Here is a 24690-nt window from a genome sequence, read left to right as displayed (position 1 = left end):
TTTCTTTGTTATTTATTTAACAACTTTCAAGTTTGGCTTCTTCGATGACTTTTTCTCAGCCTCCGGCTCGGAATGACTTTCCTCATCAGGAGCTGGCATTTTATCAAGCTCGGGTTCAGCCTCAAACATTGCTCCGGCACCATTTTCACGGGCGTAAATGGCCAATGCGGCCGTCATAGGCACAATGACTTGCATTGGTTGGCCACCAAAGCGCGCACTGAACCTTACTTCATGATCAGCTAATTGAAGCCCCTGGACTGCCGTAGGGGACATATTAAGAACGATTTGTCCCTCACTAACGAAGTTTTGTGGCACAACCGTTCCCACTATCGTTGCGTCAACAACCAAATGTGGGGTCAAATCGTTATCAACTATCCATTCATAAAGTGCACGAAGCAGATAGGGTCTTTTCGGCGTCATAGCAGAACTCCTCGACGTCGATGAATTTAATGTCGTGCGAGCTCTTTTTCTTCTTCCGTTAACGAATCCTGGAAGGTTTTACGTTCAAACAATCGCACTAGATACTGTTTTATTTCTTTCGCACCCTGGCCTTCAAGTTCAATACCATACGCCGGCAAACGCCATAACAGAGGTGCAAGATAGCAGTCGACCAGGCTAAACTCTTCACTCATAAAGTATGGAGTATCTGCAAAAATTGGCGCCAAAGAGAGGATCCCCTCTTTCAATTCTTGCTTGGCTTGTGCGTCACCCTTTTGAATTTTTTCAGCCAGACTGTACCAATCACGCTCAATGCGATACATCATCAAACGACTGGTACCACGCGCGACAGGGTATACCGGCATCAATGGAGGATGAGGAAAGCGTTCATCCAAATACTCCATTATAATTTGCGCGTTATACAAGACGAGCTCACGGTCGACCAGAGTCGGAGTCGCTTCCGGATACGGGTTTAACTGTAACAGGTCCTCCGGCGTACTTTCGTCGGTCACATAGGTAATTTCGACACCAACACCTTTCTCAGCTAACACCAGACGTACCTGATGACTCTTCAAGTCATCTTTTCCTGAATATAACGTCATTACTGAGCGTTTATTTGCTGCAACAGCCATTCCTTTCTCCAGATAATATCAACGGCAAAAGGGTGGCAAGCCACCCTTTCTTGAGTCGTTGTCTAACAGACTGATAAGCCCTGACTATTTCAGGTCTTTCCAAAACTCTTTTTTCAGTAACCATGCCAGAATGCTAAATACCAGCAGGAAACCAAAAGCAAACCAACCCATGCGACGTTGTTCTAACAACATAGGTTCGCCTACGTAAACCAAGAATGCGGTCAAATCTAACATTGCTTGATCGTATTCGCTTTCTGATAAACGGCCGGTTCCGTCAGATTGTATACCAACGTAAACTTTTTCCATCTTGCCGTCTATCAGCCTTTCTTCATAGGTTTTCTTAGGAAGCCCTTGAAGCTCCTGCAGTACGTGAGGCATGCCGACGTTAGGAAATACCGTATTATTCACACCCCATGGGCGGCTCTCATCCTTATAGAATGAACGCAGGTAAGTGTAGATCCAGTCTGGTCCGCGTACACGCGCCACGTTGGTTAAATCGGGTACAGCCGTACCAAACCACTGTGCCGCTGCTTCCGGCTTCATATTGTTGGTGATCAAATCACCCGCCTTTTGACCGGTGAACTGTAAATACTTTTCACCGAGCTCTTGCGGGATACCCAGATCCTCAAAGGTGCGGTTATAACGATGGTACTGCAGTTCATGACACCCTAAACAGTAGTTCATGTACAGCTGCGCACCACGTTGCAATGAAGCCTTATCGTGTAAATCGATATCGGCTTCATCCAATGGAACAGTGGGTCCCGCCGCAAATGCTAGCGACGGAATCAAGGTTACAAGAGCGATTAACAATTTTTTCATTTCGAAGTCACCCTTTCTGGTACCGGTTTAGTCTTCTCACGCTTACTGTAGAACCAGAGCAATCCGAAGAATGCAAAATACAGGAACGTGAATATCTGCGCGAACAGAGTTGCGACAGGCGTCGCTGGCTGCGTTCCCAGATAACCCAGTACGATAAAGCTGATAGCAAATACCGTTAAGTTCAACTTGTGTAACAGGCTACGATAGCGAATGGAACGCACTCGTCCGCGGTCTAACCAAGGCAACAGAGCCAGGAAGACAATGGCGGCAAACATTAAAATGACACCAAACAATTTATCCGGTACTGCACGCAAAATCGCATAAAACGGCGTGAAATACCAAACTGGAGCAATATGCTCAGGTGTTTTTAACGGATTGGCCGGTATAAAGTTAGGCGGTTCAAGGAAAAACCCACCCATTTCCGGATTAAAGAAAATAACGTAACAGAAAAAGAACAAGAACACGCTAAAGCCGAATAAATCCTTAATAATGTAGTAAGGATAGAACGGAATAGAGTCAACAATGTCTTTTTTGTTCGTGAAGCGCTCATGAAATTTGAACTTCGGCTTCTCTTCATCTGGCACGCTGCCTTTCGGCTTCTTCGTGTCGACTCCATCAGGGTTGTTCGAGCCCACTTCGTGTAAAGCAACAATGTGCAAAAACACCAAAATAACAAGCACTAAAGGCAAAGCGATAACGTGCAATGCAAAGAAGCGATTTAGCGTAGCACCGGAAATGACATAGTCACCGCGAATCCACAAGGTTAGGTCATCGCCAATAACCGGGATAGCCCCAAATAAGGAAATAATAACCTGAGCACCCCAGTACGACATTTGCCCCCATGGCAGTAAATAGCCCATGAAAGCTTCAGCCATTAATACCAGGAAGATGAACATACCAAACAGCCAAATCAATTCACGTGGCTTTTGATACGAGCCGTACATCATACCCCGGAACATGTGCAGATAAACAACGACGAAGAACGCCGAAGCTCCGGTGGAATGCATATACCGCAGTAGCCAACCGTATTCGACATCACGCATGATGTACTCAACAGAGGCGAAAGCAGCGTCTGCGCTTGGCACATAGTTCATCGTTAACCAGATGCCAGTCAGTATTTGGTTAACCAATACTAACGTGGCCAGAAAACCGAAGACATACCACATATTAAAGTTTTTCGGGGCAGGATACTGCGCCAGGTGTATGTTCCAGGTTTTGGTCATTGGGATGCGGGCATCCATCCACTCTACAAATCGCTTAAACATTATGCTTGCCCCTTATCTGCACCCACCAAAATGGTGTTTTCATCGATAAAATAGTACGGTGGCACAACCAAGTTCAGAGGAGCAGGAACGCCTTCAAATACGCGTCCGGCAATATCAAATTTCGAACCGTGGCATGGGCAGAAAAAGCCTGCCTCAACACCGTCGACATGCTCGTCCATTTCATTCGGAAGATAGGTTGGAGAGCAACCCAAATGGGTACAGATTCCAACCGCCACAAAAAACTCTTTCTTAATTGAGCGATACTGATTCTGCGCGTATGGCGGCTGCTGCGGTTCCTGAGAGTTTGGATCACGAAGTTTATCTTCTATTTCGTCAAGCTCTTCAAGCATATCCGGTGTACGACGAACCACCCACACGGGTTTGCCACGCCACTTCACACGAACTAACTGACCGGGTTCAGCTTTGCTTATATTTACTTCTACTGGCGCTCCAGCGTTTTTCGCTCTTGCACTCGGGTTCCATGATGCTATGAAAGGAACGGCTACTGCTACCGCTCCAGCACCACCTACCACTGAGGTTGCGACGGTCAAAAAACGACGGCGGCCTTTATCTATAGGCGCATTGCTCATCCATCTATTCTCCAGTTTTGGACGCTTCACGATGCGTTGTCGCGAAGTCGGGAATTAGCTGCTGCTTTGTCCGCTTATGCGGATTACAGAAAATGCTTTGAGATGATAATGAAAAGACACACTTTTTACAAGCTTAATAGCCGCCCTTATTGGTCTATTCAACTTCTTTTTGTACATAAAAAAACCCAGCCGGAGCTGGGTTTTGCCAGAGTAAATAAAACGAATTAACGCTTTGAGAACTGTGGACGTTTACGTGCTTTATGCAAGCCGATTTTCTTACGTTCAACCTGACGAGCGTCACGAGTAACGTAACCTTCTTTGCGTAGCGGGCTACGTAAAGCTTCGTCGTATTGCATTAATGCACGAGTAATACCGTGACGAATTGCACCCGCCTGACCCGTTGTACCACCACCGCTTACAGTGATGAACATGTCAAACTTTTCAGTCATTTCAACTAACTCTAATGGTTGACGAACAACCATCTGAGCCGTTTCACGACCGAAGTATTCGTTCAGTTCACGGTTGTTAATTTTGATGTTGCCGCTACCAGGACGCAAAAATACGCGAGCCGTGGAGTTTTTGCGACGACCAGTACCGTAGTATTGATTATCTGCCATAGTGTTCTTGCTCCGTATTATATATCCAGTTGTTTAGGTTGTTGAGCAATATGGTTATGCTCAGTACCTGCGTACACTTTCAGTTTACGGAACATGGCACGACCCAATGGACCACGGGGTAACATACCTTTTACCGCTTTCTGAATGACCATCTCTGGTTTCTTAGCAATCAGTTTTTCAAAGCTGATTGATTTGATACCACCCGGAAATCCAGTGTGCGAGTAGTACATCTTGTCCTGAGCTTTGTTACCGGTAACGGCAACTTTCTCAGCGTTAATGACGACGATATAGTCACCGGTATCAACGTGAGGAGTGTACTCAGGCTTATGCTTGCCGCGTAAACGACGAGCGATTTCAGTAGCTAAACGACCTAAAGTTTTGCCTTCAGCGTCTACTACGTACCAGTCGCGTTTTACCGTTTCTGGCTTGGCTACAAATGTTTTCATTGTATAAAACCTACATTTTAAAAGTTCACGGACAGTAATTCCGGGCTTCCCCGCGAATCACAACAATAAAAAAATGATACAAATCATTTAGTTATCTGCTGCGACCGCTGAATTACATACTGTAATACAACGGACTGTAACGTGGGCTGCGCGGATTATAGGAAAAATGCGGTTAAAGATCACGCATTTTTTGAAATTTATGCTTTATGCGCCATTGCCAAATATTCCTGACTTTGCATTTCCTGCAAACGGCTGATGCATCGACGAAACTCGAAGGTTAACTGCCCTTCGGTGTAAAGCGCTTCAATATCCACCGCAGCGGACAAAATGAGTTTTACTCTGCGCTCATAAAACTCATCCACCAAAGCGATAAAACGGCGGGCAGTATCATCTTTACCGGCTCCCATCTGCTCAACGTTACTAATTAATACTGCATGATACAGACGGGCAATTTCCATGTAGTCATTTTGACTACGCGCGGTTTTACAAATCGAAACAAAATCAAAAAACACCACATCATCACAGTGTGCTCGTACGTCAATTTCACGCCCTTCTATATCGATGCAGTCGGATTCGTATTGGTCCTTGCATTCTGGCGCCAGCTCTTTGAAATATTGCCATAAATTTTGATCCGCCTGTTCGTCTAGCGGCGAATGAAAAATTTCGGCCTTAGTCAGCGTTCTCAGGCGGTAATCGATACCGCTATCCACATTCACTACGTCGCAATGTTGATTGATGAGCTTAATAGCCGGAATAAAACGTGCTCTTTGTAGTCCATTTTTGTAGAGATCATCCGGAACAATGTTTGATGTAGCGACCAGCACTACTCCCTTTTCAAACAGGTATTCAAATAGTTTTCCCAATAACATCGCGTCTGTAATGTCCTGCACGAAAAACTCATCGAAGCAGACCACCGTTGCTTCATCGGCAATTTTATCAGCCACAATTTGCAAAGGGTCGCTTTGCTTATCCAGCTGTTTAAGCTCGGCATGAACCCGATGCATAAAGCGGTGAAAGTGAATACGCCATTTATGCTCAATTGGTAAGCTTTCAAAAAACGTATCAACCAAATAGGTTTTGCCACGCCCGACACCTCCCCAAAAATAGAGCCCCTGCGGTCTTTTCGGACCTTTGTTGAAAAGCCTTTTCCACCCCGGCAGAGTTTGATAACGATGCCACTCTATGAGCTCGTCATATAATCTTTGCAAATGTTTAACGGCATTAAGTTGTGCTTCGTCTTCCGAGAAACCATTGTGTTCGATATCATACTGATAACGTTTTAGTGGGGACATTTGCTGTTTGGACACTACCACTTCACCTCAGTTGGGATTATCCTATAAGGTAATATGTTACCATGAAGGTGAAGTGCAGCAATCATTCGTCGCTGTAGCAGCTTGTTCAGGAGTTAAATATGAGTTGGATTATTGGAGTTCTGTTGGTTATCGCCGGTGCAGTCATTGGTTTTTTTGCCGCCCGCTACCGTCAATCAAACGGCCAGTCAGGTGATCTCGAAGAGCAAGTTCAGCAGAGCCAGCAACGTTTGACAGACTATCAAAGAGAAGTAGCTGAGCACTTTGCCACCGCAAACGCGATGGTTGAGCAGCTCGCTGATACTCAGCAGCGTTTGCAAAGCTACTTAAATCAAAGTGCCGAGTTGCTGGAGAAAAACGACGTCCAAAGCGACTTGCCGTTTTTCGCTGAAGACACAATCAAACAATTGCGCGCCGCGAACTCGCTCAACAAAGACTACCGTTCAGGTCGTGACAACTATACAGCGAACGATATTCCCCGTGATTACACCGAGGGTTCCAGTGGTTTGTTTTCAAGCAATTACGACAAGAAGCCGGAAAAGGAATCGTCCAAAACATCTTGAAACAATTTTGAGTGAACTCATATAGCCAACAAGCGGTCATAGTCCGCGAACGCTTGTTGGTGCTTTATTAAGGAGTCACTCAGACTATGAAACGAATTCTAGCTTTATTCAGTTTACTCTGTATTTTCAGCTTCACCCCAATAACGTCGGTTCAGGCCGGTATCCCATTTTTTGGAAACAGCGACGAGCAACCGACACTAGCCCCCATGCTTGAAGAGGTTACTCCGGCCATAGTCAATATTTCGGTTAAAGGGAAACGAGAAGTAAGGCAACGCCTGCCCGACGCACTTCGTTTCTTTTTTGGCCCAAATTCCCCACAAGAACAAGTGCGAGAGCGACCTTTTCAAGGGCTCGGTTCTGGCGTCATTATTGATGCAGAACAGGGCTATGTGGTCACTAACAACCATGTCGTCGATGATGCAACTGAGATCCTTGTGACATTGAAAGATGGTCGAGAGTTTGACGCTACGGTAGTCGGCACTGATGAGCGTAGTGACGTTGCTTTGCTTAAAATCAGTAACGGTAAGAACCTGACCGAAATTGAACTGGGTGACTCATCTCAGTTACGCGTAGGCGATTTCGTTGTTGCTATTGGCAACCCTTTCGGGCTTGGACAAACGGTGACTTCCGGCATTGTTAGCGCACTCGGCCGGGCAGGACTTGGTATTGAGGAACTAGAAAACTTTATTCAGACCGATGCCGCAATTAACAGCGGAAACTCTGGCGGAGCACTGGTTACCTTAGACGGTAAACTCATCGGTATCAATACCGCGATACTCGGGCCTAACGGCGGTAACATCGGTATCGGTTTCGCAATCCCTTCCGATATGATGAATAATCTCGTTCAGCAACTCATTGAGTTTGGGGAAGTACGTCGTGGCGTATTAGGCGTTCGCGGCAACGATCTCACTCATGACGTGGCCCAAGCATTGAATATCCCCGTCAACCTCGGTGCTTTTGTCTCGCAAGTGGTACCGGGAAGTTCGGCAGATAAGGCCGGTATTAAATCAGGTGACGTCATTATTTCAGTCGACGGCCAGGTGATCCGTTCGTTCTCTGAACTGGGTGCTATGGTCGGCTCTATTGGCTCTGGTAAATCGATAGAACTCGGTATTATTCGTAACGGTAAAGAGATGAGTCTCGAGGTGACGCTCGGCGCACAGGATACCTCGGTCACCGCAGCATCGATCCACCCAGCACTTGAAGGGGCATCGTTGGCCGTTGCTCAGTCGACTCAAGGTATCGAAGTCACAGAGCTTCAGGAAGGCTCGCCAGCGGTTCGTATCGGGCTTGAAAAGGGCGATATTATCCAGGGAGTGAATAGACAAGCCGTCTCATCGCTGTCTGATCTTCGGGAAGTCATTGAAGGTAAGACCGGTGTTATTGCGCTGAATATTCTGCGAGGCGACAGTTCACTCTTTATTGTGCTGCGAAACGCAAACTGACATTGTGACAGGCGGGTGGTATCAGTGCTATGCTGATGCCACCTAATATTATCGGACTCCACTATGCAACGACTCTCTTTGACTCTTAGATTCTTATTTCAGTCAGTTGGATTAGGCTTGGTTGTTGCAGCCATTGTTATCGTTACCCAGCCATTCTGGAGTCAGTCCGATTCACTAAGACGGTCTAACAACGAAATTATATCCTTCAGTAGCGCCGTGCGAAAAGCCGCTCCAGCCGTGGTTAATATCTATAGTATGGGCGAGAGAGAAGGTTCGTATTATCAGCCTCAACCGGCCAGAGTGTGGCGTCTGGGGTCTGGTGTCATTATGAACGGGCAAGGCTATATTCTAACCGCGCATCATGTGGTCGATAGTGTTGACGAAATTTTAGTCGCTCTGCAGGACGGCAGACGCTATGCGGCCCAGCTTATTGGTAGCGACCGTTATACCGACTTGGCTGTACTCAAGATTGACGCCGAAAACCTTCCGGTTATTCCTGTTCAATCCGATCGCCGTATTCAAGTTGGCGATATCGTTTTAGCGATAGGCAACCCGTATAATATTGGTCAAACGATCACGCAGGGCATCATCAGTGCCAGTGGCGGTCGAGTCGGCGTCAGTAACTCATATTCTGATCTTATTCAGATGGATGCCGTCATCAATCAAGGCGCCTCGGGTGGTGCACTCATTAATACGGCGGGCGAACTTATCGGAATTAATAATGCCCGTTACAATTCGGCTTTTGGTGATGGCGGAGAAGGCATTTACTTCGCGGTACCTTATGCAACTGCCCGTAAAGTAATGGAAACCCTCATTCGTGAGGGAGAAGTCACACGCGGTTATATCGGTATTAGTGTTAACCCAAACTTTAGTGAAGAGCAGTCTCTGTCTGGTATTTTAATTACGGGTGTAGAACCCGGCTCACCGGCAGCACTGGCTGGCTTAAAACAAAACGACTTTGTTGTCTCAATTGGTGGCGAGCCCGTACGATCAGCACCTGAGGGACTCGATCTTGTCGCTAATAGTGAGCCCGGCACGGAGTTAACAGTCGAGTTTTACCGGGACAATAAACGGATGACAACTAAGGTGAAGGTTGCTGAGCTGACCCCAGCTAATGCCGGCAGTTAAGCCGTCACTCGCTCGATGTCAGCTCCCAGGGCCTGTAACTTTTTCTCGATACCTTCATAGCCTCTATCGATATGATAAATGCGCTCGACAACCGTTTCGCCAGTGGCAACCAGGCCCGCGATAACCAAGGACGCAGAAGCCCTTAAATCGGTACACATCACTTCTGCCCCGGTCAGCTCGGCAACTCCATGGCATAGTGCGGTATTACCCTCAGACTCTACATTTGCTCCCATACGTCTTAACTCGGGAATATGCATAAAACGGTTTTCGAAGATAGTTTCCCGGATACCCGCGGTCCCCTCAGCAATTGAGTTTAAGGTACAAAACTGTGCCTGCATATCGGTCGGGAACGCGGGGTGCGGAGCCGTAATGATACTAACGGCTTTAGGTCGGCCCTGACTTTTTATCGTGATCCAGTCATCGCCCTTTTCAATTAAGCCACCCGCTTCTTCCAGCTTTTTTAAGACCGCATCCAAACTGGCGGGATCGGTTTTCTCGCAACGGACGGAGCCGCCCGTTGCTAATGCGGCCACCAAAAACGTTCCCGTTTCTATGCGATCCGGCATAACGCTATAGCTACCACCGTGTAACTTATCAACACCCGTGATATGAATCGTATCGCAACCCGCATCCCGCACATTAGCACCCAGGCTATTTAAAAAGTTAGCTAAGTCGATGACTTCTGGCTCTCGCGCGGCATTTTCGATAACCGTTTCACCTTCCGCTAACACCGCAGCCATCATTAAATTCTCGGTACCGGTGACACTGACGGTATCTAGCAGAATTTCAGCACCTTGCAGGCGTCCGTCTACCGACGCCTTAATATAGCCATTCTCAACTTCAATATGTGCGCCCATCTTACGCAGGCCATCAATATGAAGGTTGACGGGTCGAGCACCAATAGCGCAGCCGCCTGGAAGGGAAACTTCCGCTTTCCCGGCTTTAGCTAATAACGGACCTAACACTAAAATGGAAGCCCGCATGGTTTTTACCAAGTCATAAGGGGCTTTGAAATGGTTCAATGTTGTCGGATCAATACTGACACAGTTGTTATTTAAATTGCTGTGGCTGATACCAAGGCAATCGAGTAACTCCAGAGTTGTATCCACATCGTGTAAATCGGGAACGTTGGAAAGCGCCACTTTAGCTGACGGCAAAAGCGATGCCATTAAGATAGGTAACGCCGCATTTTTCGCACCGGAGATAGTGACTGACCCGGATAGTGGCTGGCCACCCCTTATTTTAAATTTATCCATCAACTGACAAACAACCTTATGGCATCATTAATTTTTTATCACGCGCCCAGTCATCAGGCGTGTACGCTTTTATCGATACAGCATGGATAGAGCCGTCTGCAATCAGTGGATTTAATGGCCCATAAACAGCTTGTTGCCGTTTTACCCGACTCATGTCTTTAAAGTCTTCGCTGACGGCAATAATTTCAACATTAGCACCTTCAGTTTTAACCAATAATTCTTCCAGCGAAAGAGCATCGTTAAGTAGCGTTTTTAGTTCTTCAGTATTCATTCTTATCCGCCGTTGGCTTGAAAGTTAATCAGACCGCCTAGCTTAACGAAAGCAAGGACTCAACGCCACTCACATGGGCAATTTGTTTCAATTGTTTCGACGCACCAAGACAAACGAGCGGTTCCTGGCCATTGCCTATCGATTTCATAATTTCCAGCAGAAATGCAACTCCCGCAGTATCAATGACATCAACATCGGTTAAGTCGACCTGAATGTCTTTCTCAACAGGCCAGTCCTTTCGCTGCTGCCATAAGCTCGTAACACTGTGCCGAGTTAGCGAACCACTGAAAACCAGAGTTTTACCATCAGCAATTTTTACCGTCGCTTTTCCAGCCTGCTGCTGACTCATTACGATACCTCTGTCGGGTTATCTACGTCTTCATCGGGTTTAATGGGTTCAGCTGCTTTCTTCTCAATCAGCTCTATCGTTTTTTCAATACCTTGAGCACGGATCACTGATGAGATTTCGCTTTGCTTGCTGTTAAGTAAGCTAATTCCTTCCACCACCAAATCATACGCTTTCCAAATTTCTTCATTTGAATCGTAACGGATACGAAAATCGAGGCGAATTTCCGGACGTCCGACTTCTTTTATTCTGGCACGTACAACGGCGGTCTGAGCATCTTCAGCCAATTCAGGGCTAGGCTCAAAGCTGACTTTGTGCTTTTCCTCGTCATACTGTGTGAACGCTCGGGCATAAGTTGCAATCAAGTAGTCATAAAACGCCCGGTAAAAACGCTCTCGCTGCTGCTTGTTGGTATCACGGAAATAGCGCCCTAACACCTTCTTCGACGCATATAAGCTGTCAACGTAAGGCATCATTTCTTCTTCTACAATGGTTTTTAGGTAATTAGGATTTTTGTCTATTTTCTCTCTTTCCGAAGCAATCCGCTCAAATGTTTTCTCGGCCACTTCCTTTAACAACTCCTGCGGATCATCATTACGGATGAGCTCAGCAGAGGCTGATGCAACCATGAGAAAAGTTGCCAAAAATGCTGCTATCCAATGCTTTACTGCCATGGTGTTCTCCTTACCACTTAATTATTGCCCTGACTAAACAGGAACTGGCCAATTAAATTCTCTAATACCAACGCTGACTTGGTGTCCGTAATCATGTCACCGTCCTTTAATATCCCTACGCTGTCGTCAATAAAACCGGGTTCAAGCCCCAGATATTGCTCACCAAGAAGCCCCGACGTCAGAACAGATAAAGTACTGGTCTCGGAAAACTCGTCGTAGTCTTTACTAATACTCATTTCCACTAGCGGTTCGTAGTAGTCTCCGGAAAGCGAGATATTGGTCACACGGCCAACGACCACGCCACCCACTTTGACCGGTGAGCGAACCTTAAGACTGCCAATATTGCTGAACTTTGCATAAAGCGTGTAGGTTTCACCTGACGTTGTCATGGTTCCGCTAGCGGCTCTTAACGCAATGAAAGACAGAGCCAAAACACCGACAACAACGAAAACGCCTACCCATAACTGTGTTTTTCTTGATTCCATGGTTATCCACCAAACATAATAGCTGTAAGAATAAAATCGAGTCCCAAAACGGCCAGTGACGCAGTCACTACCGTGGACGTTGTCGCAGTACTTATCCCGGCCGACGTTGGGACCGCGCGGTAACCTTTATAAAGCGCTATCCAGGTAACCACGAACGCGAAAACGATGGATTTGATGACGCCGTTAAGCAAATCGTCGCGCCAATCAACAGCCGACTGCATTACTGACCAAAAGGCACCCTCATCAACACCCAGCCAGCCAGAGCCCACCAAGTAACCACCGTAAATACCCACCGCAGAAAACATCAACGCCAGCAATGGCATACTGACTAACCCAGCCCAAAACCGCGGAGCAATCACTCTTCGCAGTGGATCAACCGCCATCATCTCTAAGCTGGATAGCTGCTCGGTTGCTTTCATTAAACCAATTTCTGCCGTCAACGCTGAACCCGCGCGCCCGGCAAACAATAATCCCGTAACGACGGGGCCTAATTCACGCAACAACGACAATGCGACCATGGGGCCCAGACTTTGCTCTGCACCGTAATCCACCAGAATGGTGTAACCTTGCAAACCCAGTACCATGCCAATAAAGAGACCACTGACAATAACGATGACCATCGACAGCACACCGACAACGTACATCTGCCGAATGAATAATGGCCAGGACTTACGCGGTTGTGGCTTACCAATAATGGCACTCATTAGCATAGCCAGGGCATACCCAATACCAGCCAGAGTATCCAGAACCTGGCGACCCACTGCTTGGAAAAACTGGATCATCCCTCGCCCCTTAATAAGTCCGTTATAAAGTCGTCATCGGAATAATGAAAGGCGACAGGCCCATCTGCCTCACCTTTCAAAAACTGCTGAATAATTGCCGTGTCGTTATTACGTAATTCATCCGGCGTGCCCTTACCCACAACTTTTTTATCGGCTATCACGTAGGCGTAATCTGCAATCGATAACACTTCTTTGACATCGTGAGAAACAACAATAGACGTTAATCCCAGAGATTCATTCAGAGATTTAATTAATTTTACAATCACGCCCATGGAGATGGGATCCTGGCCAGCAAACGGTTCATCGTACAAAATTAGATCAGGATCCAGTGCGATAGCCCTTGCCAAGGCAGCTCTTCTCGCCATTCCGCCCGAAAGCTCTGACGGCATTAAGTGCCGTGCGCCACGCAAGCCCACCGCCTCTAGCTTCATAAGCACAACACTACGAATAATTTCTTCAGGCAAATCGGTGTGCTCGCGCAGAGGGAAAGCAATGTTTTCGTAAACCGACATATCAGTGAACAAGGCACCACTTTGAAACAACATGCTCATGCGCTTACGCAGCTGATACAACGCATCGCGCTTGAGTTTCGGCACCTCTTCACCAGCAATATTAATGCTACCGCTGTTCGGTTTCAGTTGACCGCCAATAAGACGCAGCAGCGTGGTTTTGCCAATACCGCTAGGCCCCATAACGGCAACCATTTTACCTTTGGGTACGCTGAGCGACAGGCCGTCATAGACCCGATGATTTCCGTGCGCAAAGGTCAGATCTTTCAGTTCTACCAGATTTGTCACGACAGTTTCCTGTTACGAATTTATCAGCCATTATTCTAACGACTGTCGGTACAGTCTTATACCGAAAATATGTTGCAAATCTTATCAGCGAATTGACTCTATTTCTGTCAATTCATCGACAAGCTTCAGTAAATATTGTGCAAAGTCCTCGCGCTCATGAACGCAGTCATCACATAAATTGAGCTGCTCAAACAAACGCGCTCCATGCACAGCGTAAAATAGTGTTTTACCCAGTTTGCTACCGACTATGCACTCGATTCGCTTTAACGTATCTGAGATATGCTCTTTCAGCGGGCCAAGCAGTTCCGGGTTACTCGCGGCGGCGGCCAGCATCCCACTACCCAAACGAGAGCATTCTGCGTCGGTATCTAAAGCCGCTAATAGGATACTTTTTAATTCGCCTTTTGGGTCATCACGGTATTGTTGGTGATACTGCTCGCGCAGCGCTTCATAACGCTCGACGCGGCGTTTTAGCATGGCTTGCAGCAAACTATCCTTGCTATTGAAGTGATAAAGTAGACCACCTTTACTAATCCCTGTGTTCTGACTTAACGCATCAAACGTCAGGTGCCCTGCGCCCTCTGCGGCAACCAACTGATCTGCCGCATCCAAAATAACGTCTCTGTTACTGGGTCGTCCTGCACCTTTTTTCTCTACCATATTCTTTTGACTTCAACTTAAGCATGTTTATTAACCGTCTGGTTGGTATAGTAATTAATTTTATAAGAAAACACAAGATTTCACCGCGTACGGTAGGCAGAGTTGCATTGAATGACGTATTATACTTGGCAAAAGTACAACGCCAGAGGCATGACAATGAAACAAGTCACCCAGAATTTTCGGCTACTGGGCGAACAAGTACTGGATATCGAGAAAAAGGCCATTGAAGGCCTTTACCAATATTTGGACGACAATTTTGACGCCGCCTGCCAAACCCTCTTTAACTGCAAAGGTCGGGTTATCGTAACCGGCATGGGCAAGTCCGGTCATATCGGCGGAAAAATTGCGGCGACTTTAGCCTCGACTGGCACACCCGCTTTTTTTGTCCACCCCGGTGAAGCCAGTCACGGTGACTTGGGGATGGTCGCCGCGCAGGATGTTGTGATTGCAATATCAAACAGCGGCGAAACCGCCGAGATTTTGAATATTATTCCGGTAATCAAGCGCCTTGGCGTTCCTTTAATTTCAATGACTGGTAAGCCAGACTCAACCTTAGCCCGCTTAGCCGATACGCACGTTTGCATCGCGGTTGAACAGGAAGCATGTCCGCTTGGGTTAGCCCCCACAGCCTCAACGACTGCCACCCTGGTTATGGGTGACGCCTTTGCCGTTGCTCTGCTCAACGCTCGAGGCTTTACCGCCGACGACTTTGCGCTCTCACACCCCGGAGGCTCACTGGGCAAACGTCTGTTGCTCAGGTTGCATGACGTTATGCACACCGGCGACCGTATCCCGGTTATAACCGAAGATGCGATTATCAGCGACGCTCTGTTAGAAATGTCAAGAAAGGGCTTGGGCATGACTGCGGTGGTTGACTCAAACCAACGTTTAGCCGGAATATTTACTGACGGTGATTTACGCCGTATTCTCGATGATCGAATTGATGTCCACAAAACCCCTATTGCTGACGTGATGACCCGCTCATGTACTACCGCAAATGAAGATATGCTGGCAGCAGAAGCGCTAAAACTCATGCAGGATCGCAAAATTAACGGGCTTATCATCACTAACAACGATGGCCAACCCTGTGGCGCAATGAATATGCACGACTTACTGCAAGCTGGAGTACTCTGATGGAGTGTATTAATACTTGGTACGGAGATATTGAAAAAAGTCTGTTTCAGCGTTTTTCCGCAATCAAATTACTGGTTCTGGATGTCGACGGTGTTTTCTCAGACGGACGTATCTATTTGGGAAACGACGGTGAAGAGCTTAAAGCCTTTCATACACGGGATGGTTTTGGCATGAAAGCCTTAAAGAGAGCCGGAGTTGAAACGGCGGTTATTACTGGCAGAACCTCGCGCATCGTAGAGCACCGCATGGAACACTTAGATGTTGGCTTTATCTATCAAGGGCAAAACGATAAAACAGCCGCTTTCAACGAGTTACTGCAAAAACTCAACTTAACCCTGGAGCAAGTCGCCTATGTCGGTGATGACACACCTGACTTAGCATTGGTAAAAACAGCCGGTCTGGGCATAGCCGTGCAAGATGCCCACGCCTCGATTCAGCAGGAGGCGGATTACGTCACGCGCTGCCTTGGTGGGCAGGGAGCTGTACGTGAAATATGTGACCTCATCATGTTGAGTCAGGGGCAATTACACTTGGCGACAGGAGCCAGTGTGTGAGCAGACGTATTACCGTCATCCTCATCCTACTGTTCGGCGCAGGCCTTTTACTGGTCTGGCGCCCATTCAGTAGTGACACGGATGGTAATAATACAGCGGCAAAACAACTGATGCGTCCTGACTTCACGGCTTATGGACTAGAGACCCGAATTTTTGAAAGCGATGGTTTACTGGCCCATAAAATCAAGTCCAGAAAAATGTCTCACTATAATCAGATTGGACTCACAGAGCTTGAGCAGCCAACCTACACCGTGTTTTCTGAACAGGGTAAAGAGATTTGGCAAGTGAGTGCGGCTCAAGGAACATTTTACGACGATCAAACTCTGGTATTGGAGCGGAATGTTGAAATCCGCGCTCTGGAACCTGATACTCGGATAAAACAAGTATTAACTGAATACCTGATTATTGATTTAAAAGCAGAGTCAATGAGTACCGAACACCCCGTGACAATTCACGGTCCCAGATTATTAATTCGGGGCGATGGGATGAGTGCTGACCTGAACGCCCAACGAATGGAGCTTAAACGACATGTTAAAACGATTTTCCAGCCTGCTAAGTAACGTTATCCTGCTTGCTTTAATACCAACGGCGGTGTTCGCTCAGGGTAAATCTGACTTTAGTCAGCCGATGGAGGTAGAATCGAGCCAGGAAAAGCTTGATATAAAAAATAACCGCTTGGTTTTAACAGACAATGTCATCATTCGCCAGGGCACCTTATTAATTCGCGCCGACAGGCTCGAGGCATCCGCCAGTGAAAATGCGGAGCAAGCCGATATCTTTACAGCAGAAGGTAGTCCAGCGACGTATAGTCAAACACTTGAGGATGGCGGCCAAATTCATGCAGAAGCCAATAAAATCACCTACTTTCAGTCTGCGCGCCGACTGGAGCTTAGCGGAAATGCTCGTATTTCACAGGGAAGCAGTAGCTCCAGTGGTGATTTAATTACTTATGACCTGGAAGAGCAGACCATAACAGCGACGAGTTCCGGCGAAGAAGACAGTCGGGTGATCACTATTTTCACTCCGAAACCTAAAACTGACGCTGACCAAAAAAATAACGAGACCCCTTAATATGGCAACGTTAAAAGTTAAACACTTAGCTAAAAGCTACAAAAGTCGCCAAGTCGTTAAAGATGTCAGCCTGGAAGTTAGCCAAGGGCAAGTGATAGGTTTACTGGGTCCGAATGGAGCCGGTAAAACCACTACGTTTTATATGATTGTTGGCTTAGTGAACAGTGACAAAGGACAAATCTTACTCGACGACAACGATCTCACCCTATTGCCCATGCACGAGCGTGCCCGGCGGGGCATTGGTTATCTGCCGCAGGAAGCTTCCATTTTTCGCAAGCTGACGGTGCGCGATAACTTAATGGCGATTTTAGAGACCCGCAAAGCCTTGTCCGCTAATGAGCGTGAAGAACAGCTGGATGCGTTACTGGAGGAATTCCACATCGGGCACATTGCCAACAGCCTCGGTATGAGCTTATCGGGGGGCGAGCGCCGCCGAGTTGAGATTGCCCGGGCGCTGGCCGCAGAACCTACGTTTATATTGCTGGATGAGCCTTTTGCCGGCGTTGACCCCATTTCCGTCATTGATATCAAAAAGATTGTTGAACATTTAAAGCAACGTGGTATTGGTGTACTAATCACCGATCACAATGTACGGGAAACCTTATCTGTGTGTGAACACGCTTATATCGTCAGTCATGGTGAGCTTATTGCCAGCGGGGATGCAGAAAGTATATTATCGAATCAACAGGTTAAAGACGTTTACCTCGGTGAGCAGTTCACCTTATAACGTGATACCGGGACAGTCATTATGAAGCAAAGTCTGCAGCTAAAAATTGGTCAGCATTTGACCATGACGCCTCAACTTCAACAGGCCATTCGCCTGCTGCAGCTTTCCTCACTCGATCTCCAGGCTGAAATTCAAGAAGCTCTGGACAGTAATCCCTTGCTGGAAGTTGAAGGCGAACATGAAAGCGAAAGCACAGAGCTTCGCAGTCGTGATGAGAGAGACGACAGTCAACGAGATACCTCAGACGTTATAAAAACACAGGAAATGCCAGATGAACTCCCGGTTGACAGTAGCTGGGACGATACCTATTCGAGCCATACTCCCACTAACGGTGCGGCTTCATCGGGCAAGTCATTTGACGGTGACTTTGAGGTCTATCAGGGCGCTACCAGTGAGTCGCTGCAAGATCACTTGCTGTGGCAAATGCAGCTGTCACACTTTTCGGAAGAAGACACCTACATTGCAGAAGCTATCATCGAAGCCATAGATAACAATGGTTACCTGATGGCTGATATTGACGAAATCATTGAGGCTGTGCGATTACCTGACGTCGGTGCCGAAGAAGTCTGCATGGTGCTCAAACGCATCCAACACTTCGATCCTGTCGGCGTCGGAGCCCGCAGTGTCAGCGAATGCCTGGCAATTCAATTGCGTCAGCTAAGCCAGGATAACGACTATAAAGAGATTGCTTTATGCCTGGTCACTGAGCATATGGATCTCCTCGGAAACCGAGACTTCAGAACAATCCAGCGCAAGCTAAAATTATCGGAAGATGACTTGCGCCAGACCATGCGACTCATCCAACAGCTGCACCCTCACCCGGGCGAGCAAATTGCCCAGCAACCGGTGGAATATGTCATCCCCGATGTCGCCGTGACAAAAAAAAATGGCCGCTGGATGGTCGAATTGAATCCTGACAGCGTACCTAAATTAAAAGTGAATGAAGAATACGCTGCGCTGAGCAAAGCGGCGAAGTCCACTGCCGACAGCCAGTACTTAAAAAACCACACGCAAGAAGCTCGTTGGTTTATAAAAAGCCTGGAGAGCAGAAACGAAACCTTACTGAAAGTAGCCAACTGCATAATACAACGTCAGCAAGGTTTTTTTGAACATGGTGAAGAGGCTATGAAGCCAATGGTTCTGAACGATGTTGCTGAAGCAGTGGATATGCATGAAAGTACTATTTCGCGGGTAACAACACAGAAATACCTGCACTGCCCGCGGGGCGTATTCGAACTAAAATACTTTTTCTCCAGCCATGTGAGTACCGAGGCTGGAGGTGAGTGTTCAAGCACAGCAATACGTGCTTTAATTAAGAAGATGGTCGCTGCTGAAAATCGTAGTAAACCATTAAGTGATAGCAAAATTGCTGAACTGATAGCCGAACAAGGTATCCAAGTAGCAAGGAGGACAATTGCGAAGTACCGGGAATCGTTAAACATTCCATCATCGAGTCAACGCAAGAGTCTTTTGTAACTTTGTTAACTGCAAGAAGGAAGACGTTATGCAAATTAATTTGACCGGTCACCACATCGATATTACCGACGCTTTACGTGACTACGTAGACACAAAATTTGCCAAGCTGGAAAGACACTTTGACCATATTACCAATGTTCACGTCATCCTAAATGTTGAAAAAACGATTCAAAAAGCGGAAGCTACGCTGCATGTAAACGGCGGCGAGATTTTCGCTGATGCAAAACACGACGATATGTACGCGGCCATCGACGGTTTAATTAATAAACTGGACCGTCAGGTGATTAAACACAAAGAAAAAATGAAACAACATTAACCCATGCAACTGAGTGAATTGTTAAGCGCCGACTGCACCAAGTGTGCAGTCGAGAGCGCCAGTAAAAAACGACTGCTTGAAACCATTAGTCAAATTGTTGCTCCTAAATTATCAGGCATTACTCGCCATGATATTTTCGAGAGCCTGATAAACCGTGAGCGTTTAGGCAGTACCGGAATTGGACTTGGCATAGCAATTCCCCATGGCCGGTTACCGAACGCTAATCATCCTGTGGCCGTTTTACTAACGCTGGACGAACCAATAGAGTTTGATTCTATTGATAATCAGCCAGTGGACATTATATTCGCTCTGTTAGTACCTGAATCTGAACACGAAAATCATTTACAAACTCTGGCGGCAGTTGCCCGGAGAATGAATGACAAAGATTGCACGCGGGCGCTGCGCCAGGCTGACTCTGATAAAACCTTATATCAATTATTTGTTGGCGAAGGTGAGCAGTCGCCATGCAACTGATTATTGTTAGTGGACGTTCAGGCTCCGGTAAGACCATTGCTTTACGTGTACTCGAAGATCTCGGTTTTTACTGTGTCGATAACTTACCGATAAGCTTATTACCGACACTCGTCCATGCCGTTATAGACCAGTACCAAAAAATAGCCATTAGTATCGATGTTCGTAATTTACCCGAGCACTCTGAAGAGCTGCTGGATTCACTCAATTTCTTGCCAAAAGGTGTCGAACCGGAAATCTTATTTATTGATTCGGACGACAATACCTTACTAAAGCGCTTTGGTGAAACTCGGCGATTACACCCGCTGTCACAAAAAGAGCTGCCTTTACTCGAAGCACTTCAGGCAGAACATAAGATGCTTGAACCTATAATGGAGCGTGCCACCTGGCGGCTGGACAGCAGCGATTTGTCCCTGCACCAATTAAGCGAGCAAGTCACTGAACGCGTACTGGGAAGGGCTGATAAAAAACTGATTATTGTGTTTCAGTCGTTTGGCTTTAAGTACGGTTTACCTAAAGATGCCGATTTTGTCTTTGATGCAAGAATTTTACCCAATCCTCATTGGCAACCAGAACTTAAGCTACTGACAGGTTTAGATACCGACGTGCAGATTTTTTTCCGTCAGCAACCCTTAGTCACTAAGTTCATTTATCAGTTGGAGAACTTTCTGGATACCTGGCTACCGCATTTTCAGCGCAGCAATCGCAGTTACCTCACCATTGCAACCGGCTGTACCGGCGGTCAGCACCGGTCGGTTTATATTTCTCAGCAGCTAGCCGAACGATTCGAGCAAAAGGCAGTGAAAGTTCAAGTCAGACACCGGGAATTAAAGCCGCATGGATAAAGTTTGCAGAAATTTGATCATTCGCAATAAACTGGGGCTGCACGCGCGGGCTGCCACTAAGCTTGCTCAGCTAACGCAAGAATTTGAATCAGAAATAACAGTGCAGCAAGGCGATCAATGCGTTAATGCCGCCAGCGTTATGTGCCTGATGCTGCTAGCCAGCCAACAAGGAAAAGCCGTAGAAGTGTGTGCCGAAGGCAAAGACGCACAAGCGGCCTTAGATGCCGTCAGCACACTATTTGAAGATCGCTTCGAGGAAGACGAATAAACATGATTGCGGAACTCTCTGACAAAGAATACGCCATGCAGCGCATTCAGGAGGTTAACTCCGCGCTGTCTGATGGCATGTTCGTTGCTGCACGCCGTATGCTGCATAATATGCCGGCATGCGATGTGGCACTGCTGTTAGAGTCGTCTCCGCCGAAAAGTCGTACCATTGTCTGGAAGTTGGTTGATGTTGACGAGCATGGCGAAATACTTGAGGAGCTCAACGAAGAGGTTCAGAAAGACATTATTCGCCAGATGGCCCCGGAAAACCTTGCCGCGGCCACTGAGGGCATGGACACCGATGATCTGGCTTACGTTCTGCGGGGCCTGCCTGAGACGGTTTATCAGCAAGTTCTGAACTCAATGGACGAAAGTGACCGCGAGCGTGCTGAAACAGCGCTCTCATACGCTGAGGACAGTGCCGGCGGTATCATGAACACCGATACCATTACTCTGCGGTCGGACGTCACCATTGATGTCGTGCTGCGCTATTTGCGCCTAAAAGGGGAACTTCCCGAAGCCACCGATAAACTCTATGTAGTAGACCGCCATGAAAAGCTGATTGGCGAGATCACTCTGACCCAATTATTGACCATTGACCCGGGTCGCCGCATTGATGAGATCATGTCGACTGATATTACGACGATACCGGTCAATATGGATGAAACTGAAGTCGCCAAGCTTTTTGAACGCCACGACTGGGTCTCTGCGCCCGTTGTTGATAACGAACAACAGCTGGTCGGCCGTATTACCATTGATGACGTGGTTGATATCATTCGCGAAGACGCTCAACACTCCATGTTAAGCATGGCCGGTCTGGAAGACGACGAAGATACCTTTGCGCCCGTATTAAAAAGTACCCGCCGGCGTACCGTTTGGTTGGCGGTAAACTTAGTCACCGCTCTGCTAGCCGCTATGGTCAGTTCTTTGTTTGAAGATATTTTAGCGCAAATGGCGGTGCTGGCTATTCTAAATACCATTGTACCCAGTATGGGCGGTATAGCCGGTAGTCAGACTCTAACGCTGGTTATACGAGGGATGGCACTGGGGCACATAGGCACCAGTAATTCACGATGGTTAATAGGCAAAGAGTTAGCCATAGGGTTCTTAAACGGTATTATTTGGTCAGTGCTCATTGCCGCTGTTGTTGCGCTGTGGAAGCAAGACTGGCTGGTCGGGGGCATTATTGCGTTTGCCATGATGATGAATTTGGTTGCCGCTGCCCTTGCCGGTGCCACCATACCACTGATTCTCAAACGCTTTAATATTGACCCTGCGTTGGCGGGTGGGGTTATCCTCACCACGGTAACTGATGTGGTCGGTATCTTCGCCTTCCTTGGCTCAGCAACCCTACTGCTGTCTTAATTTATCAGTTTAATTACCCGCAATACTCATTTTCTCAAGTAACACCGAACCGGTATGCAGCGCATGCCGCTTGTCGGTGTCGCTACCTATAGCAACGATATTTGCCAGCATGTCTTTTAAGTTGCCGGCAATAGTCACCTCTTCTACCGGGTACTGAATTTCACCATTTTCTACCCAAAAACCAGCGGCACCGCGTGAATAGTCACCGTTGACCATATTTACGCCCTGACCCATGAGTTCTGTTACCAGTAAGCCGGTTCCCATTTTCTGACATAACTGTGCAAGAGAGTTGTCCTGCTGAGTCACCTGCCAGTTATGAATACCACCGGCATGACCTGTTGGCTGCATATCTAACTTGCGCGCCGCGTAGCTTGTTAATAGATAGGTTTGCAACACCCCATCATCAACAATATCACGCTCTTTAGTCGCGAGCCCTTCGGCATCGAAAGGCGAGCTCGCCAGGCCACCAATAATATGTGGTTTTTCCTGAATGTTAAGCCACTCAGGCAGTATTTGTTTACCCAGATGATCCAGCAGGAAACTGGATTTACGATACAGGTTGCCGCCACTTATTGCGCTGACCATGTGGCCAAACAGGCTTCCTGCAACATCTGCGCGAAAGATAACGGGCACTTTAGCGGTGGGTACTTTACGGGCGCCTAATCGCGACAGCGTTTCTTTTGCAGCGTCTTCAGCAACACGTTCAGCAGAGTCTAAATCCTGCATTTTTCGGGCAACAGAATAGCTCATGTCACGCTGCATCTTATCGCCTTCTTTGGCTATCAATACACAGCTCAGGTTATGCCGCGACTGCAGATAACCACCGATGAAGCCATGGCTATTACCATAAACCCGGAAGCCGGTATGGCTGCCATAATGCGCTCCATCGGAATTGACAATACGCTTGTCCAGATTCAGCGCATGTTTTTCACAAGCCAGGGCCTGCTCAATAGCGTATTCGGCGCTTTGATCGCCCGGATGACATAAATCCAGATCCGGCACGTCGGTTGCCATTAACTCGGCCGGCGCTAATCCGTTGTATGGGTCAGCCGAGGTAAAACGGGCAATATCACAGGCCTTATCAACCGCCGCGCTAATGGCTGCTTCCGATAAATCGGTGGTTGATGCTGAGCCTTTCTGGTTGCCACGATACACACTAATACCCAACGCCCCATCCTGATTAAACTCCACGGTCTCTACTTCACCCAGGCGGGTACCAACCGAGATACCGGAGCTGTGGCTAATTGAGCATTCAGCGGAACTGACACCTTTTGCGTCAGCCAGTCGCAGTGCTTCTTTAACAGCACTTTCCACCTGCTTCATTTGAACCTGTAAGTCACTCAGTTGTACTATCAAAAAACTCTCCTCACTGCTAAACTGACGGCTTTGTAGCGCTAATGAATCGAACTTATGCCGAAACGCCCAGCCGAAAATCCTGAACAATCTGACGACTTCGTCAGTAAGTCCCAAAAAAAACGCGACATGGCAGAACGCCAGGAGCTTGGGACTCAACTCGTTAATTTAACCGACACCCAGTTGGTCAACATGCCACTGGACGACGAACTACGCGATGCCGTTCTGCTTGCCCGTAAAATTCGTAATAAACACGAAGGTTATCGGCGCCAGCTACAATTTATTGGCAAACTCATGCGCTCGCGAGACGCTGCGCCTATAGAGCAAGCATTAAACAATTTAAAAAATGCCCATCAACAGCAAACGTCTATCTTTCACGAAATTGAAGAAACTCGCGATAAACTGCTGACCAGAGGCGACGATGAATTACAGGCATTCATTGAGGAACACCCTCATGCTGATCGCCAAAAATTGCGTCAGCTGATCCGCCTTGCCGAAAAGCAGAAAAGCGAGCAAACGTCGCCAGTTGCTGCCCGCCAGCTCTTCGTCTATTTACGAGAACTGCTCGCTTAACCGCTGGCAGTTCG

The 24690-nt window shown here is 47.4% G+C and carries 32 protein-coding genes; 15 read left to right on the top strand and 17 right to left on the bottom strand.

The window, feature by feature from the left end:
* Positions 1-12 precede the first annotated feature (12 nt).
* The 8 genes from RBK99_RS06320 to zapE all read right to left on the bottom strand — a co-directional run bounded on the left by RBK99_RS06320 (position 13) and on the right by zapE (position 6099).
* A complete protein-coding gene (locus tag RBK99_RS06320; protein ID WP_317503792.1) occupies positions 13-420 on the bottom strand; it encodes a ClpXP protease specificity-enhancing factor in 408 nt (135 codons plus the stop codon).
* A 26-nt stretch (positions 421-446) separates the two neighbouring features.
* Positions 447-1070 (bottom strand): stringent starvation protein SspA, encoded by a 624-nt coding sequence (gene sspA, locus RBK99_RS06315; RefSeq protein ID WP_317503791.1) that lies wholly within the window; start codon positions 1068-1070, stop codon positions 447-449.
* Between the two features lie 84 nt (positions 1071-1154).
* A complete protein-coding gene (locus tag RBK99_RS06310; RefSeq protein ID WP_317503790.1) occupies positions 1155-1889 on the bottom strand; it encodes a cytochrome c1 in 735 nt (244 codons plus the stop codon).
* The gene (locus RBK99_RS06305) at positions 1886-3154 is read right to left on the bottom strand and encodes a cytochrome b (RefSeq protein ID WP_317503789.1); all 1269 of its coding nucleotides are present in this window, start codon (positions 3152-3154) and stop codon (positions 1886-1888) included. The genes RBK99_RS06310 and RBK99_RS06305 overlap by 4 nt, the downstream gene beginning before the upstream one ends.
* Positions 3154-3744, bottom strand: coding sequence for a ubiquinol-cytochrome c reductase iron-sulfur subunit (petA, locus tag RBK99_RS06300; RefSeq protein WP_317503788.1), 591 nt, complete (start codon positions 3742-3744; stop codon positions 3154-3156). Before petA ends, RBK99_RS06305 begins: the two co-directional genes overlap by 1 nt.
* Before the next feature lie 224 nt (positions 3745-3968).
* On the bottom strand, positions 3969-4361 hold the full coding sequence (gene rpsI, locus RBK99_RS06295; protein ID WP_317503787.1) for a 30S ribosomal protein S9: 393 nt from the start codon (positions 4359-4361) through the stop codon (positions 3969-3971).
* Between the two features lie 17 nt (positions 4362-4378).
* Positions 4379-4807 carry a 50S ribosomal protein L13 gene (gene rplM, locus RBK99_RS06290; RefSeq protein WP_054489830.1) on the bottom strand — a complete coding sequence of 143 codons (429 nt, stop codon included), beginning with the start codon at positions 4805-4807 and terminating at the stop codon, positions 4379-4381.
* A 197-nt stretch (positions 4808-5004) separates the two neighbouring features.
* Entirely contained in the window at positions 5005-6099 is a 1095-nt protein-coding gene (gene zapE, locus RBK99_RS06285) for a cell division protein ZapE (protein ID WP_317503986.1), read from the bottom strand.
* Positions 6100-6218: 119 nt separating this feature from the next.
* Between zapE and RBK99_RS06280 the strand changes: the two genes are divergently transcribed.
* The 3 genes from RBK99_RS06280 (at position 6219) to RBK99_RS06270 (ending at position 9253) form a co-directional block, all read left to right on the top strand.
* Positions 6219-6680 (top strand): Z-ring associated ZapG family protein, encoded by a 462-nt coding sequence (locus RBK99_RS06280; protein WP_317503786.1) that lies wholly within the window; start codon positions 6219-6221, stop codon positions 6678-6680.
* Positions 6681-6766: 86 nt separating this feature from the next.
* The gene (locus RBK99_RS06275) at positions 6767-8125 is read left to right on the top strand and encodes a DegQ family serine endoprotease (RefSeq protein WP_317503785.1); all 1359 of its coding nucleotides are present in this window, start codon (positions 6767-6769) and stop codon (positions 8123-8125) included.
* A 63-nt stretch (positions 8126-8188) separates the two neighbouring features.
* Positions 8189-9253: a trypsin-like peptidase domain-containing protein gene (locus RBK99_RS06270; RefSeq protein WP_317503784.1), complete on the top strand. Its 1065-nt coding sequence runs from the start codon at positions 8189-8191 to the stop codon at positions 9251-9253.
* On the opposite strand, the gene murA is transcribed toward RBK99_RS06270, so the two are convergent.
* The 8 genes from murA to RBK99_RS06230 form a co-directional block, all read right to left on the bottom strand.
* Complete coding sequence (gene murA / locus RBK99_RS06265) at positions 9250-10509, bottom strand: UDP-N-acetylglucosamine 1-carboxyvinyltransferase (protein ID WP_317503783.1); 1260 nt, start codon at positions 10507-10509, stop codon at positions 9250-9252. The genes RBK99_RS06270 and murA overlap by 4 nt on opposite strands.
* A gap of 16 nt (positions 10510-10525) precedes the next feature.
* Positions 10526-10780 (bottom strand): BolA family protein, encoded by a 255-nt coding sequence (locus RBK99_RS06260; protein WP_317503782.1) that lies wholly within the window; start codon positions 10778-10780, stop codon positions 10526-10528.
* Positions 10781-10817: 37 nt separating this feature from the next.
* Positions 10818-11129 (bottom strand): STAS domain-containing protein, encoded by a 312-nt coding sequence (locus RBK99_RS06255; RefSeq protein WP_317503781.1) that lies wholly within the window; start codon positions 11127-11129, stop codon positions 10818-10820.
* The gene (locus RBK99_RS06250; RefSeq protein ID WP_317503780.1) at positions 11129-11800 is read right to left on the bottom strand and encodes an MlaC/ttg2D family ABC transporter substrate-binding protein; all 672 of its coding nucleotides are present in this window, start codon (positions 11798-11800) and stop codon (positions 11129-11131) included. The genes RBK99_RS06255 and RBK99_RS06250 overlap by 1 nt, the downstream gene beginning before the upstream one ends.
* A 17-nt stretch (positions 11801-11817) precedes the next feature.
* Entirely contained in the window at positions 11818-12285 is a 468-nt protein-coding gene (mlaD, locus tag RBK99_RS06245; protein WP_317503779.1) for an outer membrane lipid asymmetry maintenance protein MlaD, read from the bottom strand.
* Between the two features lie 2 nt (positions 12286-12287).
* Positions 12288-13067 (bottom strand): lipid asymmetry maintenance ABC transporter permease subunit MlaE, encoded by a 780-nt coding sequence (gene mlaE / locus RBK99_RS06240; protein ID WP_411161971.1) that lies wholly within the window; start codon positions 13065-13067, stop codon positions 12288-12290.
* A complete protein-coding gene (locus RBK99_RS06235) occupies positions 13064-13864 on the bottom strand; it encodes an ATP-binding cassette domain-containing protein (protein ID WP_317503778.1) in 801 nt (266 codons plus the stop codon). Before RBK99_RS06235 ends, mlaE begins: the two co-directional genes overlap by 4 nt.
* A gap of 84 nt (positions 13865-13948) precedes the next feature.
* Entirely contained in the window at positions 13949-14524 is a 576-nt protein-coding gene (locus RBK99_RS06230; protein WP_317503777.1) for a TetR/AcrR family transcriptional regulator, read from the bottom strand.
* Positions 14525-14680: 156 nt separating this feature from the next.
* Between RBK99_RS06230 and RBK99_RS06225 the strand changes: the two genes are divergently transcribed.
* From RBK99_RS06225 to mgtE, 11 genes are read left to right on the top strand one after another with little or no spacing between them, the layout of a single operon-like run.
* Positions 14681-15658: a KpsF/GutQ family sugar-phosphate isomerase gene (locus tag RBK99_RS06225; RefSeq protein ID WP_317503984.1), complete on the top strand. Its 978-nt coding sequence runs from the start codon at positions 14681-14683 to the stop codon at positions 15656-15658.
* Positions 15658-16212, top strand: a complete 555-nt coding sequence (gene kdsC, locus RBK99_RS06220; RefSeq protein WP_317503776.1) for a 3-deoxy-manno-octulosonate-8-phosphatase KdsC — start codon at positions 15658-15660, stop codon at positions 16210-16212. Before RBK99_RS06225 ends, kdsC begins: the two co-directional genes overlap by 1 nt.
* Positions 16209-16772: an LPS export ABC transporter periplasmic protein LptC gene (gene lptC / locus RBK99_RS06215; RefSeq protein WP_317503775.1), complete on the top strand. Its 564-nt coding sequence runs from the start codon at positions 16209-16211 to the stop codon at positions 16770-16772. Before kdsC ends, lptC begins: the two co-directional genes overlap by 4 nt.
* Positions 16741-17283, top strand: a complete 543-nt coding sequence (gene lptA, locus RBK99_RS06210) for a lipopolysaccharide transport periplasmic protein LptA (RefSeq protein ID WP_317503774.1) — start codon at positions 16741-16743, stop codon at positions 17281-17283. Before lptC ends, lptA begins: the two co-directional genes overlap by 32 nt.
* A 1-nt stretch (position 17284) precedes the next feature.
* Entirely contained in the window at positions 17285-18010 is a 726-nt protein-coding gene (lptB, locus tag RBK99_RS06205) for an LPS export ABC transporter ATP-binding protein (protein ID WP_317503773.1), read from the top strand.
* A gap of 21 nt (positions 18011-18031) precedes the next feature.
* Positions 18032-19486, top strand: a complete 1455-nt coding sequence (locus RBK99_RS06200) for an RNA polymerase factor sigma-54 (RefSeq protein WP_317503772.1) — start codon at positions 18032-18034, stop codon at positions 19484-19486.
* Between the two features lie 28 nt (positions 19487-19514).
* A complete protein-coding gene (hpf, locus tag RBK99_RS06195) occupies positions 19515-19802 on the top strand; it encodes a ribosome hibernation promoting factor (RefSeq protein ID WP_317503771.1) in 288 nt (95 codons plus the stop codon).
* A gap of 3 nt (positions 19803-19805) precedes the next feature.
* The gene (gene ptsN, locus RBK99_RS06190; RefSeq protein WP_317503770.1) at positions 19806-20276 is read left to right on the top strand and encodes a PTS IIA-like nitrogen regulatory protein PtsN; all 471 of its coding nucleotides are present in this window, start codon (positions 19806-19808) and stop codon (positions 20274-20276) included.
* Positions 20267-21118, top strand: coding sequence for an RNase adapter RapZ (gene rapZ, locus RBK99_RS06185; RefSeq protein ID WP_317503769.1), 852 nt, complete (start codon positions 20267-20269; stop codon positions 21116-21118). The genes ptsN and rapZ overlap by 10 nt, the downstream gene beginning before the upstream one ends.
* Positions 21111-21386, top strand: a complete 276-nt coding sequence (locus RBK99_RS06180; RefSeq protein WP_317503767.1) for an HPr family phosphocarrier protein — start codon at positions 21111-21113, stop codon at positions 21384-21386. Before rapZ ends, RBK99_RS06180 begins: the two co-directional genes overlap by 8 nt.
* A 2-nt stretch (positions 21387-21388) precedes the next feature.
* Positions 21389-22750: a magnesium transporter gene (mgtE, locus tag RBK99_RS06175; RefSeq protein WP_317503766.1), complete on the top strand. Its 1362-nt coding sequence runs from the start codon at positions 21389-21391 to the stop codon at positions 22748-22750.
* 9 nt (positions 22751-22759) lie between these two features.
* Here the strand turns inward: mgtE and pmbA are convergent, their stop codons facing one another.
* A complete protein-coding gene (pmbA, locus tag RBK99_RS06170) occupies positions 22760-24106 on the bottom strand; it encodes a metalloprotease PmbA (RefSeq protein WP_317503765.1) in 1347 nt (448 codons plus the stop codon).
* 54 nt (positions 24107-24160) lie between these two features.
* On the opposite strand from pmbA, the gene yjgA reads away from it, so the two are divergent.
* A complete protein-coding gene (gene yjgA, locus RBK99_RS06165) occupies positions 24161-24676 on the top strand; it encodes a ribosome biogenesis factor YjgA (RefSeq protein WP_317503764.1) in 516 nt (171 codons plus the stop codon).
* The last annotated feature ends 14 nt before the right edge of the window (positions 24677-24690 follow it).

The sequence above is a fragment of the Idiomarina solivarensis genome, assembly GCF_033052755.1.
GTDB lineage: Bacteria > Pseudomonadota > Gammaproteobacteria > Enterobacterales > Alteromonadaceae > Idiomarina.
Note: the sequence above shows the minus strand (reverse complement) of the source record. Positions and strands in the feature narration are given on the sequence as shown.